General features: G+C 62.2%; 16 protein-coding genes. 9 read left to right on the top strand and 7 right to left on the bottom strand.

Annotation, left to right across the window (positions count from 1 at the left end):
• The 5 genes from AB6804_RS29930 to AB6804_RS29910 all read left to right on the top strand — a co-directional run.
• Window positions 1–1,021, top strand: a 1,021-nt coding sequence (locus AB6804_RS29930) for a hypothetical protein (protein ID WP_370889534.1), incomplete at its 5' end; no start/stop codon positions are given.
• The gene (locus AB6804_RS29925; protein ID WP_370889533.1) at window positions 1,018–1,407 is read left to right on the top strand and encodes a DUF4150 domain-containing protein; all 390 of its coding nucleotides are present in this window, start codon (window positions 1,018–1,020) and stop codon (window positions 1,405–1,407) included. The genes AB6804_RS29930 and AB6804_RS29925, both read left to right, overlap by 4 nt.
• A 45-nt stretch (window positions 1,408–1,452) precedes the next feature.
• Entirely contained in the window at window positions 1,453–2,100 is a 648-nt protein-coding gene (locus AB6804_RS29920) for a hypothetical protein (RefSeq protein WP_370889532.1), read from the top strand.
• Between the two features lie 45 nt (window positions 2,101–2,145).
• Complete coding sequence (locus tag AB6804_RS29915; RefSeq protein WP_370889531.1) at window positions 2,146–2,922, top strand: hypothetical protein; 777 nt, start codon at window positions 2,146–2,148, stop codon at window positions 2,920–2,922.
• A 48-nt stretch (window positions 2,923–2,970) separates the two neighbouring features.
• On the top strand, window positions 2,971–3,705 hold the full coding sequence (locus AB6804_RS29910; RefSeq protein ID WP_370889530.1) for a hypothetical protein: 735 nt from the start codon (window positions 2,971–2,973) through the stop codon (window positions 3,703–3,705).
• A 400-nt stretch (window positions 3,706–4,105) separates the two neighbouring features.
• Here AB6804_RS29910 and AB6804_RS29905 read toward each other — a convergent pair whose 3' ends face one another.
• Window positions 4,106–4,963 carry a PA4780 family RIO1-like protein kinase gene (locus AB6804_RS29905; protein WP_370889529.1) on the bottom strand — a complete coding sequence of 286 codons (858 nt, stop codon included), beginning with the start codon at window positions 4,961–4,963 and terminating at the stop codon, window positions 4,106–4,108.
• Window positions 4,964–6,524: 1,561 nt separating this feature from the next.
• Between AB6804_RS29905 and AB6804_RS29900 the strand changes: the two genes are divergently transcribed.
• Both AB6804_RS29900 and AB6804_RS29895 read left to right on the top strand, forming a co-directional pair.
• Complete coding sequence (locus AB6804_RS29900; protein ID WP_370889528.1) at window positions 6,525–7,307, top strand: ABC transporter substrate-binding protein; 783 nt, start codon at window positions 6,525–6,527, stop codon at window positions 7,305–7,307.
• A 22-nt stretch (window positions 7,308–7,329) separates the two neighbouring features.
• Entirely contained in the window at window positions 7,330–8,571 is a 1,242-nt protein-coding gene (locus AB6804_RS29895) for an NAD(P)/FAD-dependent oxidoreductase (protein ID WP_370889527.1), read from the top strand.
• Between the two features lie 435 nt (window positions 8,572–9,006).
• Here AB6804_RS29895 and AB6804_RS29890 read toward each other — a convergent pair whose 3' ends face one another.
• Window positions 9,007–9,105, bottom strand: a complete 99-nt coding sequence (locus tag AB6804_RS29890) for a hypothetical protein (protein WP_370889526.1) — start codon at window positions 9,103–9,105, stop codon at window positions 9,007–9,009.
• Between the two features lie 173 nt (window positions 9,106–9,278).
• Here AB6804_RS29890 and AB6804_RS29885 point away from each other — a divergent pair, with 173 nt between their 5' ends.
• Entirely contained in the window at window positions 9,279–9,476 is a 198-nt protein-coding gene (locus AB6804_RS29885) for a hypothetical protein (RefSeq protein ID WP_370889525.1), read from the top strand.
• On the opposite strand, the gene AB6804_RS29880 is transcribed toward AB6804_RS29885, so the two are convergent.
• The 5 genes from AB6804_RS29880 to AB6804_RS29860 all read right to left on the bottom strand — a co-directional run bounded on the left by AB6804_RS29880 (window position 9,466) and on the right by AB6804_RS29860 (window position 15,508).
• A complete protein-coding gene (locus AB6804_RS29880; protein WP_370889524.1) occupies window positions 9,466–10,458 on the bottom strand; it encodes an ABC transporter substrate-binding protein in 993 nt (330 codons plus the stop codon). The genes AB6804_RS29885 and AB6804_RS29880 overlap by 11 nt on opposite strands.
• 15 nt (window positions 10,459–10,473) lie before the next feature.
• A complete protein-coding gene (locus AB6804_RS29875; RefSeq protein WP_370889523.1) occupies window positions 10,474–11,661 on the bottom strand; it encodes a Gfo/Idh/MocA family protein in 1,188 nt (395 codons plus the stop codon).
• On the bottom strand, window positions 11,661–12,986 hold the full coding sequence (locus AB6804_RS29870) for a Rieske 2Fe-2S domain-containing protein (protein ID WP_370889522.1): 1,326 nt from the start codon (window positions 12,984–12,986) through the stop codon (window positions 11,661–11,663). The genes AB6804_RS29875 and AB6804_RS29870 overlap by 1 nt, the downstream gene beginning before the upstream one ends.
• An 18-nt stretch (window positions 12,987–13,004) precedes the next feature.
• Window positions 13,005–13,967 carry a 2Fe-2S iron-sulfur cluster-binding protein gene (locus AB6804_RS29865; protein ID WP_370889521.1) on the bottom strand — a complete coding sequence of 321 codons (963 nt, stop codon included), beginning with the start codon at window positions 13,965–13,967 and terminating at the stop codon, window positions 13,005–13,007.
• 188 nt (window positions 13,968–14,155) lie between these two features.
• Complete coding sequence (locus tag AB6804_RS29860; RefSeq protein ID WP_370889520.1) at window positions 14,156–15,508, bottom strand: MFS transporter; 1,353 nt, start codon at window positions 15,506–15,508, stop codon at window positions 14,156–14,158.
• A 216-nt stretch (window positions 15,509–15,724) separates the two neighbouring features.
• Between AB6804_RS29860 and AB6804_RS29855 the strand changes: the two genes are divergently transcribed.
• Window positions 15,725–16,312, top strand: coding sequence for a MarR family winged helix-turn-helix transcriptional regulator (locus tag AB6804_RS29855; protein WP_370889519.1), 588 nt, complete (start codon window positions 15,725–15,727; stop codon window positions 16,310–16,312).
• The last annotated feature ends 572 nt before the right edge of the window (window positions 16,313–16,884 follow it).

The following is a 16,884-nucleotide window of genomic DNA, read 5'->3' as shown; positions in this document are numbered from 1 at the left end:
TATGAGCAACTCGCTGGAGTGCCGATGGCTGCTTAACTCCAGCAAAACGGTCTCCGAGGTTCCCGGTGCGCTTCAAACCCCCTGGAGCGATATCGAGTCTGGCGAGCCATTGCGGGGCGTGAAGGTGCCTTTGCCTCATTGGTGGGAAGGGCTTGGCAAGCTCGCTGACCTGGTTGCACCGGCCATCGGCGAGTGTCTTTCCGCGGCCGCACCTGTGATGCCGGCGTCAATCCCCCTTCTCATCGCTACGGCCTGCGGCGGGCGGCCCGCGCGCACGGCAAGACTGGAAGAAGAACTTCTGGACGAGGTCTACACCCGGCTGGAGTTGCCGCCCAATCGTCACTCGGCCCTGTTCCCGCGGGATCAGTTCGGCGGTGTGCAAGCCTTGGTGCGTGCGCAGTCCTTGATCGAGCAAGGCCATGCGCAGCGGGTGATCGTGGCGGGTGTGGACAGTTTTCTGCACCAGCCGACGCTGGATGCCTACGTGCAGCGGCGCCGTGTCATCACGCGAGGCAACTTCAACGGGTTCTTTCCCGGCGAAGCGGGCACCGCCGTGCTGGTAGGCAGCGATGAAGACTACGAAGGTGATGCATTGCGCATTCTCGGCGTGGGTATCGGAGAGGAGCCCGCAACCATCGAGAGCACCATGGCGTTTCGCGCAACCGGCCTGACTCAGGCGCTGCAGCGGGCGCTGGGCAATGCCGGCGTGGCGCTGAAGGACGTGGCATACCGACTGACCGACCTGACCGGCGAGCATTACAAGTTCAAGGAGGCCGCGTTTGCCGCTGGCCGCCTGAATGGCGGCCAGCGACTGGCCCCCCTGGAACTGTGGCACCCGATGGAATATCTGGGCAACATCGGCGCCGCGATTCTGCCTTGCCTGCTCGCCCAGGCGATGCATGCCGCACAGGAGGGCTACGCACCCGGCTCTCTCGCGGTGTGCCATGTGAGCAACGATGGAGGTGAGCGGGCGGCGGTGGTCGTCGGCCTGCGAGGTCCTGCAAACGGGAGGCACGCATGAGCAAGAACGTTTTTGCCAACGGACGCGAGGTATCGGCCAAGAAAGACGACAACGTCTCGATGGGAGCGATGCCTGATACATGTCTGTCGCCGCCCTCACCTCCGGCAGGCCCGCTCCCGATCCCCTATCCAAATTTCTCGAAGGCATCCGATACCGACAGTGGCACCCGCAGCGTCAGGATCGGGGGCGAACAGGTCGGCATCAAGGATTCGTCCACGTATAAGAAGAGCAATGGCGATGAAGCAGCGACCAAGTCGTTGGGAATGGGCGTCATGAGCCATCAGATCACTAACACGACCTATTTCTCTGCGTGGTCTTTTGACGTCAAGTTCGAAGGCGAGAACGCGTTACGTCACCTGGACATGACGAATCACAACAACATGTGATGCCGTTGCCGCGTGCTTCCCTTCCTCGCCTCAAGAGAACTCGATATGAACACTGGAAACTCAGCCGCCTCCGGATTCAACACTGCGGGGGTAGGAAAGGGAGACATCAAGTCGGAATGCGACGAGTTGAAAGAAGAAGCGGACAAGGAAGACCGAAAGATCCAGGCAATGAGAAAAACGCCGAAGGGGGCAACGGCGCACAAGTGCACCACTGTCACAGCATCCAAACTCACGTGCGGCGGTGTGACGACGAAAAAGCCCGCCTATAGCAGCTTGTCGCGGCTCCCAAAGGGGAGGCAATCAAGATATGCGCAAGGGGTCAAGAGAGGGGAACCCTCCAAGATGTGCAAGAAGAAGAACGGCGAGGATTTCGAGCATGCCACACAGGGCTTTTCTTCGGGTTGTTCGCATACAGAGGCCCGCCTGGTTGAAGATGCCTTTAAAGGGCCGGGGGGCGCGGAAGGCTGCGAACTGATGATGAAAATCAAGTGGAAGCAGCGGGTAGTATTCAAGAATCCTCAAGGCAAGATCACCGGCGCAAAGAACGTTGCCCCATTGGCTAAGCCATGCAAAGACTGCGAGAAGGTGCTTTGTCATGCGCAGTACTGCGGACTCAAGATCTTTCTTTGCAAGATAAAACAGGGAAGGCAAGAGAAGGTCAAACCACCGCCCTGCAAGAAACACGGATACTGAATAAGGTTTTCCAGAACTCGATTTTGGAACAACGGAGTTGCAACCATGCTGAACCCGCCGCCCTACGTCATTGGCAATCCACGTTCCTATGAATGGAACGACGACGCCATCTGGGAGTCAGAAAGACAGAATCTCAAATCCCAGGACCAAATCTCTGGCCTGTGGGCCCGAAGTCTTCTTGCTCTGTCCATCGGCATGGCCGAATGGGTGTTTCGTCGGCGCCTGAGTGATCCTGACGATCTTGTTTTCAATCATGCCGTAGAGGCATTGTGGGCGTCCGTCGTTGACCGGCGGTACTTGAAACTGTGCTCAGGCGACTACGCGGACCGCTCCAGAGAGCATTGGAAAATCAGCGATGACGCTCCTGGAGACGAAAGCTTGTGGCAGTCGTACGACAACCTACTCGACAAGAAAAATGGCCCAAAGTGGGTCGCCCTGGTGTATTTGCTCAGGATTGCAGATCGGACCAATCCCGACGAAAACGGGGCCCTTGAAGCCGTGTACGTATCGCAACTCGTTGGCCAGGTCGTTGGCAAGTCGGCCAGCAGTCCGTTCATGAATTGGCGCAAGGCGGTTATGGCGCGTTTCAGTGCGGAGGCAACCTTCTACAGCTATTGGATTCATCAGGGTCAGTCGGACAATCTTCTGGGACCGGTGCTACCTCCCCAATCCGTTGATCCAGCTTTCGACTTCTCGCTCGACAAGGCGGGCGAACTAGTCGATGCATTTCTGCAGGGATTGAACCCGCAGGACAATCCGTTTCTCACCCCCGCGAACGAGTTGCTCAAGCTCGGAGTGCAAACACCATACAGATTCGCTTGAGCCATCGGCCTTCTTGCCGCTTTTAGTCCGCCCAAATATTTCTAGATCATGACGACCGCCCGCTGGCCCTCAGACGTCCCACGTGTTCAGGCTGATTTCCTGGCGTTGAGATACCCGTGGGACGACTGGATCGGCGAGGACGATGCTGATCTTCTGGATGACGAGTTGCTGGACAAGCAGAACGAGATATCGGACCGAGCCAATCTCGCGCTCGCAACAGGCTGTACGGAGTGGATCGTATACCGCTACCAACGCCTCAGCAACGACCCGGTACCTTACGACGAGCTGGAAGCAATGTGGGCTGCGGTGATCGACACCCGATACATGCGGCCCTGGGAACCCGATCGCGACCTCTGGAGCGGCCCGGTCCGAGGCCCGCTGCTGTTTGCAATGCTGTACGCGCAGCAGGCGGTGCGTGACCTGGCGACGCAGTCGGGCCCAGGCATGGCGGTACTTTACCTTTCTGGCCTTGCAGAAATCGTCCTGCCGGACTACGACGCATTTGTCGCATGGCGCGACGAAACCCTGGACCACCTGCGCAAGCTGTACCCCTTCGATCCTCACGATACTCCCGGCGACGTCGTGCCCTGGCAGGCGCTCGAAGCGCCTCATCTTTTTGATCCGCGGACGACCGAGCCTTCAGTGCAGAGCTTCCTGGCCACGCTCGATCCCGAACGCAATCAGTGCCTGCATCGCGCCGACGAGATGCTGGACCTTCTCGTTGAACGCACTCCCTATACCTTTGAACTGGCGGACGATCGAGAGACCCGCAACATTTGGTGACGCGGGTCAGCGCTTCAGCCAACTGCTGAGTTGCCGATTCCCGTCGAGCTGCCACTTGACGGGCAAACCATCGCGCGCCTGGGTGTCGACATTCTCGTAACTCTAGTCAACCGCAGTCCGCGCGACGGCAAGCGCGAAGGGACGGGACGGACTTATGTGCGTCGAACGTATCGACGGCAACCTCGGGGGCTGACTGATTTCTGGATTCTTCAAATACTGCGATGGACAGACGTTTAAGCTCTCGCGACCTGCAGTTCGCGTTCGCACAGGATAATTTGAATGGCCGCTGCAGGAGTAGGACGCGACACCTGTACGTCCGCCCCGCGGTGCGAGTGAATGTCGCTTCCTGGCCGAGTGGCGACATCCTCGAATACCGATCTTCGGGGGACATCGAGCACGGTTACCGGCCTGCACTAAGTTCCTGCTGCCGCCGCGCTCGCGCGTCCTCCTCAAGGCGTGTCTCTTCGAGTTCCTGCAGCACGCCGTCAAGGTCCACAGGTCGCGTGTCGACTTCGATGCGACCGGTCAGCTCGGCATCAACATGCAGCCGCCCCGCTTCGAAGAGCGTCCATATCTCCGTGCCATAACTCGCTGTGAGTAGTTGCGGTGCAAATCGCCCGAAGTACGTGGCCAAGTTATCGACGTCTCGCTTGAGCATCGAGGCGGCTTCGTTGTTGCCGGCTGCGTCGACGGCCTGCGGCAGATCAATGATCACCGGCCCGTTCGCGGCCAGCAGGATGTTGTACTCCGAAAGGTCGCCATGGATCACCCCTGCGCAGAGCATGCGAACAACCTGGTTCAGCAGCAGCGCGTGCAGTTCGAGGGCGCGGACTTCGGTCAGATCGACATCGTTGAGCCGTGGTGCGACGTCACCCACTTCGTCGACCACTAGCTCCATCAGCAACACGCCGTCGGTACAAATATAGGGTTGCGGCACGCGCACACCTGCGTCGGCCAGCCGGAATAGCGCGTCGACCTCTGCGTTCTGCCATGACGCTTCCTGCATCTGACGGCCGTAGCGCGTGCCTTTTTCCATCGCCCGCGCTTGCCGGCTGTTCTTGACCTTGCGACCGTCCCGATATGACGCGGCTTGCCGAAAACTGCGCTGCTTCACGTCCTTATACACCTTAGCGCAACGCGTCGATTCGCCGCTGCGCACAACGTAGACTGTTGCCTCTTTGCCGCTCATCAACTGGCCGATGACTTCGTCGATAAGTCCTTCTTCGAGAAGCGGTATAAGTCGTTTGGGGATTTTCATACGATCGTGGGCCGTGAATGGGCCGCCGAGGTATGCGCGACGAGCAGACCGATGAATTGAACAGCCGGTGCTCGCGGCAGTAAGCTTGGTGCATGGGAGATGAATGGAGTCATGCCGGATTATAAGGTCGACCCAGCACCAGCCGACGCAAATGCCCCGGCGACTGCCTAGATGTATTGCACCGCAGTGTCAGACCACTCGTTCGTTGGCACGCGGGCGGCAGCCGACCAGACCCAACACGGTCAATTGTGGTGTGCAGTAGCGGACGTTCCAATGTAACTATTGAAGCCCGACGACTCGGCACTGATCTCGTGCAGTGCGGGTTCCTCGTCGCAGCCGCCGGGAAGTTTCAGACCGCGTAGGGAGGACGAGTCATTCATGAGTTCCGGTTACCAGGCGTCGTCACATCTGCATTGATCGAGCACCTCGCGGGGGAGCAGCGAGACGTGCGATGGCTCGACTAGCGAAGGAATCGCATATAGGTTCGCGACGCAAGCCAATATTCCAAGTACTGGGGTTTCGCAAAGTCTCCCTTCTTGTGTGCCTGGACAAGATTGACTGCGAAGATGGAATCGATTGGGCAAGATTGTCGACGATTGACGTCGATCACCTATGGCAGATACCGGAAGGTCCGCCGGCGACAGGCGCCCCCTACACGCTGCGTTTTTTTCTTACCACTGCACGTCATCCGTTTCTCCCGAAACGGCTCACCGGGATTTGAGCGCCGCACTACCCTTCAGGCGGATACCCGGCTTGCTGCAGCGCGAGCCCGGGTTTAATGCATGCACAATCGACTGTCATACGGCGTTGTCGGCTTGTCTGGCCACCGACCGGTAAGATTGAGATATTTCCTACATACGACTCGCTATTGCAGCGGTCCTGCGGGAGCCCAATCCGACCCTCCCGCTTCTTTATTGGCGCAGGCGGCTAGAGCACCTCTTGCGTAGCCGTCAACTCCTGCACCATTAGTCCTCCGCGGTGACAGCTTTAATAGCCGGGCTTGAAGTTATCGAAAGCGATTCCGGCGGTCTCACCCTCCCGCCCGAACAGGTCGACGAGCGGTCGACACGGCTTTCGTATTCTGCTAGGGCGTAGGTTCAGGACGGAAGCGCAAATAGTTCAGACCAGGCACTGCTGCGAATACCCTCGGACGCCTCTGCGTCGAACCTATTGCCTGTGCAGTTTCACCGGTGACACTCAGTGAGGAATCGCGGCGACGTAGATAATCGAACGTCCGTCCAATAATGCTATGTTGTAAAGCAATCGAACGGTCCAGCTCGGAACGTCGCTGGGATCGTGTCCGACCGCGTCCCGGCCGCCGATCGACGAACTGATCGACTCTGGCGCTCGATCGTTGCACTCCGGGCGCGCGTGGGATGTTATCGGACGCTGGTGGCCGTCGCCAGTGGGTTCGCGCGGCCATGGTCTTGTCATGCAGCCGCTGTGGAATGGGTAGACATTTTCGTCCATTCTAGACGTTTATTCTGTTTTTAGACTATATTTCCAGTGGGCGCTCGGCGATGCCCGCGCGGCGGATCAAATACGGTCTTGGGTGACGACAATGAACGGGAAGATGATGTGCTTCGCGGGCGCGGCGAGTTTCGCGTTCACATTCGGCGTGGCGCACGCGGATTCGCAGACTTTGCGTTTCGGCGTCGAGGCGTCGTATCCGCCGTTCGAGAGCAAGACGCCGGCAGGCACGCTTGAAGGCTTCGACATCGACATCGGCAATGCCGTGTGTGAGAGCGTCAAGATGAAGTGCGTGTGGGTGGAAAACAGCTTCGACGGGCTGATCGCCGCGCTGCAGGCGCGCAAGTTCGACGCGATCAATTCGGCGATGAACATCACGGCCAAGCGCAGGCAGGCCATCGACTTCACGCCGCCCGTCTACGTGATGCCGATCCAGATGATCGCGAAGCGCGGCTCGCATCGGGAGCCGACGCCCGCAAGCCTGAAGGGCAAGCGGGTCGGCGTGCTGCAAGGATCGACGCAGGAGGACTACGTGCGCAAGCACTGGGCGAGCGCAGGCGTGCAGGTCGTGACGTACCAGAGTCAGGACCAGATTTTCGCGGATCTCTCGGCCGGGCGGCTAGACGGCGCGGTGCAGGAAGTGCAGACGGCGATCGACGGCTTTCTCGCGAAGCCCGAGGGCAAGGACTTCGATTTCGCGGGCGGCCCGCTGACCGATCCGTCCACGCTCGGCGAAGGCACGGGCATCGGCTTGCGCAAGGACGACGCCGCGTTGAAGGCGAAGGTCGTCGCCGCGCTCGATTCGCTCAAGAAGGACGGAACGCTCAGCCAGCTCTCGCAAAGGTATTTCAAACGCGACATCATCGCCAAATAACCATTTCAGCAGGCTCTGCAATATGGCTCAGGACGTGATCGTGCTCGGCGCGGGTATCGTGGGAGTGAGCGTCGCGCTGCATTTACAGCAGCGCGGATGGCAGGTGACGCTCGTCGACCGGCGCGCGCCCGGCGAAGCGACGAGCTTTGGCAATGCGGGGCTGATCGAGGCGTCGTCGGTGGTGCCTTATGCGTTTCCGCGCGACCTGCGCACCGTGTTCAAGTTCGCGATGAACCGTTCGACCGCGTTGCGCTACGACCTGCGCTCCCTGCCCGCCTATGGGCCGTGGCTCGCGCGCTACTGGTGGGAGTCGGCGCCGGCGCGTCTCGCCGCCGCCGCGCGCGACATGCTTCCGCTCATCCGCAACAGCGTGGCCGAGCATGAGGCGCTGATCACGCGCGCGGGTCTTTCCGATCTCGTGCGGCCCACGGGCTGGCTCGAAGCCTATCGCTCGCGCGAGCAGTTCGAGCGCGAGGCGAGCGATGCCGCGCGCATCGCGAGCGAGCACGGCCTGGGCATGAAGGCGCTCGATGCGGCCGGGCTGCATCGGCTGGAGGGATCGCTCGCAGACGGATACGCGGGCGCAATTCACTGGACCGATCCGCGCAGTGTCATCGATCCCGGCGCGCTGACGAAAGGATATGCGGCGCTGTTCGAGCGCCAGGGCGGACGCATCCTGAGCGGCGACGCCGCGACGCTCCAGCGGTCGGGCAGCGGCTGGCGCGTGATGACGTCGAGCGGGCTGGTCGAGGCGCAGGCGGCGGTCATCGCGCTCGGCGTCTGGTCCGGCGATCTCGCGCGCAAGTTTGGCTACCGCATTCCGCTGGTGGCGAAGCGCGGCTATCACATGCATTACGCGAGCGACGGCCGCGCTGCGCTATCCCGGCCCGTCGTCGACATCGAAAACGGCTATGTGGTCGCCCCGATGCGGCGCGGGCTGCGGCTCACGACCGGCGTCGAACTGGCGTCTCGCAATAGGCCGCCGAGTCCGGTGCAACTGGAACGAGCGGAGCGCGTCGCGCGTCCGATGTTCGGCCTCGGGGCGCGCATCGACGACGCGCCGTGGCTCGGGATGCGACCCTGCACGCCGGACATGCGGCCGGTGATCGGACCGGCGGACCGTCATCCCGGTCTCTGGTTCGCGTTCGGACATGCGCATCACGGACTGACGCTCGGGCCGGTGACCGGCAGGCTGCTGAGCGAGTTAATGGACGGAGAAGCGGGCTTCACCAGTCCACATCCCTACCGCGCGGGGAGGTTCTAGTAGTGCGCAGCCGGTGATGTGGACCCGGGGCGAGCCTTTGGACTTGCTGCACACACTAGCCCTTACTTGTTATAGACAGACACGGTGCTGTGTATGCCTTGCCGCAGGCTCGTTAGCGGCGATTACGCGGTTTCCCCGGGGAACCGCGATCCAGGCTGCGCAACGCCCGGCGCGCCGCACGCCGGGCGCCATCTCCCCTACTGCCATTTCGCTTTCTTGTGCCGATTGCGGCCAATCACGTCCCAAAGCTTTTTCGATTCCTTCTGGGCCGACTTCGCACTTTCGTCGTGGTGCTCCGCATCGCCGCCATGCGCCGCAGTGGCGCCCCGTTTCGCGTGTCTGAACAATTCAGCGAGTCTCATAGCAAGCTCCTTTCGCAGCGAACGCGCCGCGAAATTTAAGTCTACTCCGGCTGCTATCGGATGCGTAATCGCTTCATTCGCGCTGCGTCGGTATCCGCCGTTGCACGTTCAGCAGATGGTCACCCATGCGCGTGGCCGCCGTTGCGCCGTCGCGCTCGACCATCGCCTTCACGACGGCTCGATGCTGCTCCGCGAAATGCCGCCGCGTGTCCCGCGGCCTTCTCTATGGCGTCCCGCTTTCCACGATGGGCGCGTTCATGTCCGAGAGCCTCGCCACGCGCATTGGCGGCACGGCGGTCGGCGGCTCATATAACGGGGGGGCGCTTCTGCTCGGGCGCCACGCCGGTGGCGATCGGCTTCATCGCCACGCAGTTCTCGTTCGGCGTGAGCTTCCTGCTGGCCGGCGCGGTGGTCTTCCTGAGCGGCGTCTGCGGGTTCTTCATCCCGGACCGCCTGTATGACACGAGCGCGCAGGAACCGAAGGCACGCGCACCGTGGGCACCCGCGCGCGACACCGACGCCGCGTTGACGCTCAGATCTTGAAGCTTTCCAGCGTGGCCGGATGGAACAGTTCCTCCGGCTGCAGCAAGCGGCTCGACAAACCTTCTTCGTGATGCCGCTTCAGAAAGCGCGACAGCACATGCCGGTTCGGCTCGAAGCCGTACGACCAGAAATCGTTGCCCATGAGACGGCGCGTGTTGCGCAACTGTTCTTCGACGAACGGCAGCGTCACCTTGGTCGCGGACGTGTCGTTCAGCTTCGCGAGCGCGACGGCCTTGCTCTTTTCGAATGCCTTCGCCACCGCGCCCGGCAGCCACGGATGCTGTTCCGCGAGCGCGCGCCGCACGCCCAGCAGATGCATGATCGGGAACAGCTTCGTGCGCGTGTACCAGTCGGCGGCGGCCTTCTGCGGATCGTCGTAGAGATACTTCACGTTCGGATGGCCGTTCGTAAAGCACGACGGCGCGCGCGGGCCGATGAGCGCATCGATTTCGCCGGACGCGAGCATGCCTGAGATCGTCTGGTTCTCGGGCGCGTTCTCGAGCCGCACATCGTCGGGCAGCTTGAGGCTGATCTTCTCCAGACGCCCGGCTTCTTCATAGCCGCCGCGAATCCACGTCACGTCCGAGGCCTTCACGCCGTGGTCTTCTTCCAAAAAGAGACGCGCCCAAACGTTGGCCGTCAGCTGATACTCCGGCACGCCGATGCGCTTGCCCTTGAGATCGGCGGGCGAGTCAATGCCACGATCGTTGCGCACGTAGATCGACGTATGGCGAAATGCGCGCGACGGAAAAATCGGCACGGCGATGTACGGGCTCGTGCCCGCCGCCGTCTTCACGCTATAGCTCGACAGCGACAGTTCGCAGATGTCGTAATCCGCGTGACGGAAAGCGCGAAAGAAAATCTCTTCCGGGTCTTGCAGCATGAAAACCGGATCGACGCCGTCGACCTGCACTTCGCCATCGACCAGCGGCCGCATGCGATCGTAATTGCCCACCGCGACCGACAGATTGAGCTTGCCCATATTCAACATTCCTTATCAATTCGATTCGATGTTTTCGCCGCCGATGAGCACGTCGCGCTGTTCGGCGCTCGATTGCAGCATCGCGAGGCAGATTTCCAGCGTGCCGCGCGCCCACGCGCCGTCGTGCAGCGGAGCCACGCCGCCCTGCACGGCGGCGATGAGTTCGTCGATGACTTCGGCGCGCGGCACCGCGGGCGCGCCGAGCTCGATACGCTCGTGCCGCTCGTCGCCGTACACGACGATGCCATCGGGCATCGGCCGCAGATCGCCGCGCTCGCACGACACGATCAGCGGCCCGAAATGCTGATGCCTGCGCGCTTCGGGCACCTTCGATGCCGGCGTGTACGCGTTGCCGCCGTACGTGCCCGCCGCCTTGCGCCGCGCTTCTTCATCCGCCGACGCAACCTTCGACAGCTTGCGCCGGGCCGCGCCGTATTCATCCGCGCTGCGCGTCTGACCCATTTCGCCGATCCAGCCGGTCCACTCGTCGGAATCGAAATGCGCGTAGCCGCTGTAGGAGAGCGTCGCGAACGCGCCGTTCTCGAACCACAGCGTCGCGGTGTACGCGCCTCCGGTCGGACGCGCCGCATCCCAGTTGCCGACGGCCGCGCGAATGCGCGTCGCGCGGCTGCCCGCGAGCATGCGCACGATATCCACCTGATGCGCCGCCTGGCTGAACACCGCGCCGCCGCCCTCTTCCGTCTTCAGTTCCTCGGGCCGTCGCGGCCGATATAGATAGTCGGTGTAGTTGAGCGCGTGAATCATCTTCACATCGCCGAACGCGCCCGACGCGATGAGCTCGCGCGTGCGCAGATACGGTGTATCGAAGCTGTGACAATGGCCGACGATCAGATGCACGTCCGCTTCACGACACGCGCCGATCATGTCGTCGCATTCGGCGAGCGACAGCGCCATCGGCTTTTCGACGAGCACGTGCTTGCCGTGCGCCGCCGCGATCCGCGTGTGCGCCGCATGAAACTGATGCGGGCTCGCGATGTAGATTGCATCGATGTCCGGCCGCTTCGCGAGGGCTTCGATGTCGGCATACGCGGGCGCATCGAAGTCGGCTTCGAATTGCGCGCGCGCCGTCTCGCGCGGGTCGCATGCCGCAACGAGCCGCACGCGCGCGTCGGAGAGAAACGTCGGCAGCATCAGCGAGAAGGCGCGGCCCAGTCCCGCGATGCCGAGTCGGATCGTCGCCATCAAACCTGAACCTGATAGTTCGATTCGAGCGCAGGCGCGGCCTCTTCCGCACGCTCGACCCACACCGGATGCGCGTCGAACTGCTTCCAGTCCGTGTCTTTCGGCACCATCGCCTGGAACGAGCACACGCTGCGCGGAATCGCCTTGTCGCCGGTTCCGATGGCTGCTTCGCCCGCCTGAAACGCCTTCACCGCATCGAGCATACGGCGGCGGAATTCGACGACGGCGACATCGCTCGCGCCCAGGCGCTCCCCGGTGCGATCGGCGACCGCGCCCATCGTCACCCACATCGCGATGTCCTGATTCGGGAAGCCCTTGATGCCGGTGAAGTTGCCCGCCTTCATCGCCTCGCGATCCTGCCAGAAGCGGTTGTCGTGATTGCGCAGCGGCCGGTAGTACTGGTCGAGATCGATGCCGACCTGCTGCCCGAGAAACTTGCGCCACGTTTCGGTTTCCGGCGTCTTGTCGGGATGTCCCCACGCCATGAAATAGAACGCGGTGCTGGTGTCGTCGCAGGGCACGTTGATGTTGGCGACGTTGTACAAGTTGTTCGGCGGAATCAGCGCGGTCGCCGGCGCGACGAACACGGTCGAACGCACGTAATCGTGCGTCGCGGCGTTCTGGATCGGACGGCGCAGCGCGGCATAGCGGAAACCGAATTCCGTGCGATGCACCTGCAGACGCGGCGCCTTGTCCGTCGACGGACGCAGCCAGTTTTTCGAAGTCGCTTCCGCGCCGCCGACGCGCGCCGGCACGAAGTCCGACGAATGCAGGCTGGAGCTGTGCGCGGAATCGATCGCGCCTTCGAGAATCTGCGCCCAGTTGCACGGCAGAATCGCTTTCGCGATGGTCACGCGCGTGTCTTCGGTCGGCGCCCAGGCGGGCGGCACGAACTCGGGAATCGCGTCCTGCGGACCCATGTACGCCCACACGAAGCCGCCCCATTCCTTCGTTTCGTAGGCCTTGTGCTTGACCTTCTTCGTCATGTCGCTGCACGAAGGCTCGGAGACCATTTCGATGACGTTGCCCTTCACGTCCATCTTCCAGCCGTGATACAGGCAGCGCAGGCCGCAGTCCTCGTTGCGCCCATACACGAGCGACACGCGCCGGTGCGGGCAGTATTCGTCCATCACGCCGACGTTGCCGTCGGTATCGCGGAACACGACGAGATCTTCGCCGAACACGCGCGCCTTCACCGGCGCGCCGTCCGGCTCGCTCACTTCCTCGATGAGGCACACGGGCGTCCAGTGACGGCGCATCAACTGTCCCATCGGGGCATCGCCTTCGACACGGCACAGCAATTCGTTTTCTTCATGCGTGAGCATTGACGCTTCTCCAGATATTCAAAGATCGAGTACAAGTTCTTCGCTCTTCGCACGCGACACGCAGATCATGATCTGATCGCGCTTCTCGTCGTCGCCGAGCACCATGTCGCGATGGTCCGCCTCGCCCGCGCACAGCGTCGTGCGGCACGATCCGCACGTGCCGCTCTCGCATGAGCTCGGCGCGCGGATGCCGTTATCGCGCAGAATTTCGAGGATCGAGCGGTCCTTCGGAATCTCGAACGAGCGGCCCGATCGCTCCAGCTTCACGCTGAACCGTGTGTTCTCCGCCGCGCGCGACTGGTCCACGCCGAAGCTCTCGAAATGCACGCTGCCCGTCGGCCAGTGGCCGGTCATGTCGCGCACGCCGTCCATCAGCCCGCGCGGGCCGCAGCAGTAGACATGCGCGCCGCTGCCGGGCTTCTCGAAGACCGGCCAGAAATCGAACGCATTGGCGAGATCGCCGTGATCGTGATGAATGACGACGTGCGGCTTCCATTCCGCGCTCGACAGTTCGTCGATGAAAGCGGTCGTCTCAGGGCTGCGCGACACGTAATACAGCTTGAAGCGCGGGCCGGCGGTGGCCTTGAGATGACGCATCATCGAAAGAATCGGGGTGATGCCGATGCCGCCCGCGACGAACACGAAGCTTCGCGCGCGCTCGCTCAGCCCGAACTCGTTGCGCGGTTCCGAAACCTCGATGCGGTCGCCTTCCGCGACATCGTCCGTCATGCTCCTCGAGCCGCCGCGCCCTGCCGCGTCGCGCTTCACCGCGATCACGTAGCGGTCGGCTTCGTCGGGATCGTTGCACAGCGAATAGTTGCGATTCGCGCCGCTCGGCACGCGCACCGTCAGATGCGCACCCGCCGTGAACGGCGGCAGCGCGCGCCCGGCTTCATCGCGCAGTTCGAAACGGAAGATGCCTTTTGCCACCTGATCCTTCTTCGTCACCACGAGCGTCCTGAATGACAGTTCGTCGTTCATTGCACCTGCTCCCCTGCTTGTCGATCCATTCGATCGCGCCGTGTCCAGCGTCGATCACCATGTCGGTTATATTAGATATCTAATCATTTAGAAGCAAGCGGGTTTTCCCTGAAACGCATCGGATCGTCACCAAAAGAAAAGCGGCGTCTTCAAGACGAAGACGCCGCCCGTGCTGCGAGAACCGATCGTTACGAATGCGTTTCCGCGTGCTCGCGCAGCGTATTGGCCGGCACGCCGATCAGCACGGCGAGGCCGCCGAGCATCACGATCGCGGCGATCGCGGCGAGGCCGATGGCGAGACTGCCCGTCATCGTCTTGATCCAGCCGAGCGCGATGGGACCGCAGAACGCGCCCACTTGCCCGAGACTGCTGATCGCGCCGATGCCTGCGGCGGCGGCGTCATCGGAGAGATAAGCCGGTGGAATCGACCAGATGATCGCGGCCGCGCCGAAGTACGAAATCGAGATCATGCCGAGACAGATGATGGCCGCCGCCGTGTTGCCCGACAGCACCGGCAGCAGAAAGCCACCCAGCGCGCCGATCGCCGTGCAGGCGAAGAAATGCCAGCGCCGCTCCAGCGTCACGTCGGAACTGCGCGCCACCGCGAACATCCCGAGCGCGCCGATGATGTACGGCAACGCCGACAGCAAGCCCACGTTGAGCACATCCGAGACGCCCGCCTGACGGATGATCGTCGGCGTCCAGTAGTTCAGGATCGTGCCGCACAGAGGCACCGTGCCCCAGCCCGCCGCGAGGATATACACGCGCGGGTCCTTCAGCGCGACCAGCAGTTGATGGCGCGTGTGCCTCGCAGGCTTCTTTGCGGCGCGGTCGGCGGCGAGCGCATCGAGAATGATCTTCTTCTGCTCGTCGTCGAGCCAGCGCGCATCCTGCGGACGATCGACGAGGTAGAAGAACGCGACCACGCCCATCACCAGCGCGGGCAGGCCTTCGAGGAAGAACAGCCACTGCCAGTTCTTGTAGCCGAGCACGTCGACGAAGTTATGCAGGATCCAGCCCGACAACGGACCGCCGATAATGCCCGCCGCCGCGATCGCCAGCAGAAAGCGCGACGTGATGCGCGCGCGCCGCGCGCCCGGGTACCAGTACGTCAGATACAGGATGATGCCGGGCCAGAATCCCGCCTCGGCCGCGCCCAGCAGAATCCGCGCGACATAGAACTGCGTCGGCGTGGTCATGAAGGCCATCGCGGTAGAGATGCCGCCCCACAGGATCATGATGCGCGAGATCGTCAGGCGCGCGCCGATCTTCTTGAGCCACAGCGTGCTCGGCACTTCCAGCAAGATATAGCCGATGAAAAACAGGCTCACGCCGAGGCCGTACGCGGCATCCGACAAGCCGAGATCCTGCTTCAGATGCAGCTGCGCGAAGCTGACGTTCACGCGGTCCAGATAATTCAGCACCCAGCAGACGAAGATGAACGACATCAGCCGCCAGGTGACCTTGTGATACGTGGCCTCGACGCGCGCTGCCGCCGCGTCCGATTCCGAAATGAATTGCGTGACTGTGGATTTGGCCACCAAACGTCTCCGATTCCCATGCTCACTAGGACGATGCACCGGCGCGCGCGACCACGGCCCGGCATCTGCGTTTTATTCGATATCTAATCATAATGGTAAGGAGGCGGGCCGCCTGGAACAAGTCCGGGTTTGCACCGAGACGCGTGTCCGGGCTTCGATCGGCAAGCCAGCGGCTATCATGTCGGGAAAGAATCGCTCTACGGAAAAGACACTGTCATGACACGGAAAAAGACTGCGGAAGGCGCGCCGCGAGAAACGGCGGAGATGTTGCGCCACTGGCACGAATCGGTGCCCAACGATCGTCTCGCGCACCTAGTGAAGGACGCCACGCGTTCGATGGTGCGCGCATTGCAGATGCGGCTCGCGGAGCACGCGGTGTCGTTCGGGCACTGGACGTTTCTACGGATCCTGTGGGAGACCGATGGCCTCACGCAGCGCGAGCTGAGCGAGCAGGCGGGCGTGATGGCGCCCACCACGTTCGCCGCCGTGACCGCGATGGAAAAGCTCGGGCTGGTCGAGCGTCAGCAGCGTCCGGAGAACAAGAAGAACACGCACGTGTATCTGACGCCCGAGGGCCGTGCGCTGAAAGACAAGCTCGTGCCGCTGGCGGAGGAAGTCAACGACATCAGCGTGACAGGCCTGAGCGAGCGCGACATCAAGGTCGCACGCAAGGTGCTGCTGACGATCATTGAAAATCTCGCGGAGGACGAATCCGGTTCGACGAATCCGATGCGGCGCGTGCTGTCGACGCGCGAGCTCGGCAAGATGATCGCCGAGCGCGGCGAGAGTCTGGAAGACGCTTGAACGCCTTCGCAACGAAGCGCTAGCGCCGCGCGCAGGCCGAAGGAGGACTGGCGCCGCGTAGTCGTCTCTGCGCCGGGGAGCGACCAGGCCAAGCAAATGTAGGTGCGCTGATCCGGTTCGCGCCGCATCGCGGATTCGTACGGGACCTTCTCGCAGGCGTTCTGCATCAGTTGCACGGCGGCGACGCTGCGTGGTCCGCGCTGATGAACGGAACCGGACACCGATGCGTATCGCGCCTCTCCCGCAAAGCGATGCGGACGCACACTGGCTCGTCGGCTCAATGTGCTGCACGCCCGAGCGCGGCGGACTGGAGGTGCGTTTCTCAGACTCCAAAATCGGACTGCCCGTTATCAACGATCCGCACGAATCGCGATTGAAGGCGAAGCATCCGGATGTCGCTCAAGGATGTAGTTTGCAGCCCCGGGAATTCATGCATGCATATTTCATCGCCAGAGGCTGATGTCTGAGGGCCTGCCCAAACCAACCGATAGAGATGGCGGTTTCAAGGTTGAAGCGCAACAGCGAATTTAATGTTTAGAGCCATGAGGTTGAGCTGCGGAAGCGAGTGTGGC

Origin of the sequence: Caballeronia sp. RCC_10 (genome assembly GCF_041360715.1) — a bacterium.
Taxonomy (GTDB): domain Bacteria; phylum Pseudomonadota; class Gammaproteobacteria; order Burkholderiales; family Burkholderiaceae; genus Caballeronia; species Caballeronia grimmiae.
The sequence above is the reverse complement of the archived record's forward strand: the minus strand, read 5'-3'. Positions and strand labels throughout refer to the sequence as shown.

Excerpts from the sequence above, each read along its gene's own strand:
- AB6804_RS29925 (WP_370889533.1), top strand. The coding sequence starts at position 1,018 with ATGAGCAAGAACGTTTTTGCCAACGGACGCGAGGTATCGGCCAAGAAA.
- AB6804_RS29920 (WP_370889532.1), top strand. The coding sequence starts at position 1,453 with ATGAACACTGGAAACTCAGCCGCCTCCGGATTCAACACTGCGGGGGTA.
- AB6804_RS29915 (WP_370889531.1), top strand. The coding sequence starts at position 2,146 with ATGCTGAACCCGCCGCCCTACGTCATTGGCAATCCACGTTCCTATGAA.
- AB6804_RS29910 (WP_370889530.1), top strand. The coding sequence starts at position 2,971 with ATGACGACCGCCCGCTGGCCCTCAGACGTCCCACGTGTTCAGGCTGAT.
- AB6804_RS29905 (WP_370889529.1), bottom strand. The coding sequence starts at position 4,963 with ATGAAAATCCCCAAACGACTTATACCGCTTCTCGAAGAAGGACTTATC.
- AB6804_RS29900 (WP_370889528.1), top strand. The coding sequence starts at position 6,525 with ATGAACGGGAAGATGATGTGCTTCGCGGGCGCGGCGAGTTTCGCGTTC.
- AB6804_RS29895 (WP_370889527.1), top strand. The coding sequence starts at position 7,330 with ATGGCTCAGGACGTGATCGTGCTCGGCGCGGGTATCGTGGGAGTGAGC.
- AB6804_RS29880 (WP_370889524.1), bottom strand. The coding sequence starts at position 10,458 with ATGGGCAAGCTCAATCTGTCGGTCGCGGTGGGCAATTACGATCGCATG.
- AB6804_RS29875 (WP_370889523.1), bottom strand. The coding sequence starts at position 11,661 with ATGGCGACGATCCGACTCGGCATCGCGGGACTGGGCCGCGCCTTCTCG.
- AB6804_RS29870 (WP_370889522.1), bottom strand. The coding sequence starts at position 12,986 with ATGCTCACGCATGAAGAAAACGAATTGCTGTGCCGTGTCGAAGGCGAT.
- AB6804_RS29865 (WP_370889521.1), bottom strand. The coding sequence starts at position 13,967 with ATGAACGACGAACTGTCATTCAGGACGCTCGTGGTGACGAAGAAGGAT.
- AB6804_RS29855 (WP_370889519.1), top strand. The coding sequence starts at position 15,725 with ATGACACGGAAAAAGACTGCGGAAGGCGCGCCGCGAGAAACGGCGGAG.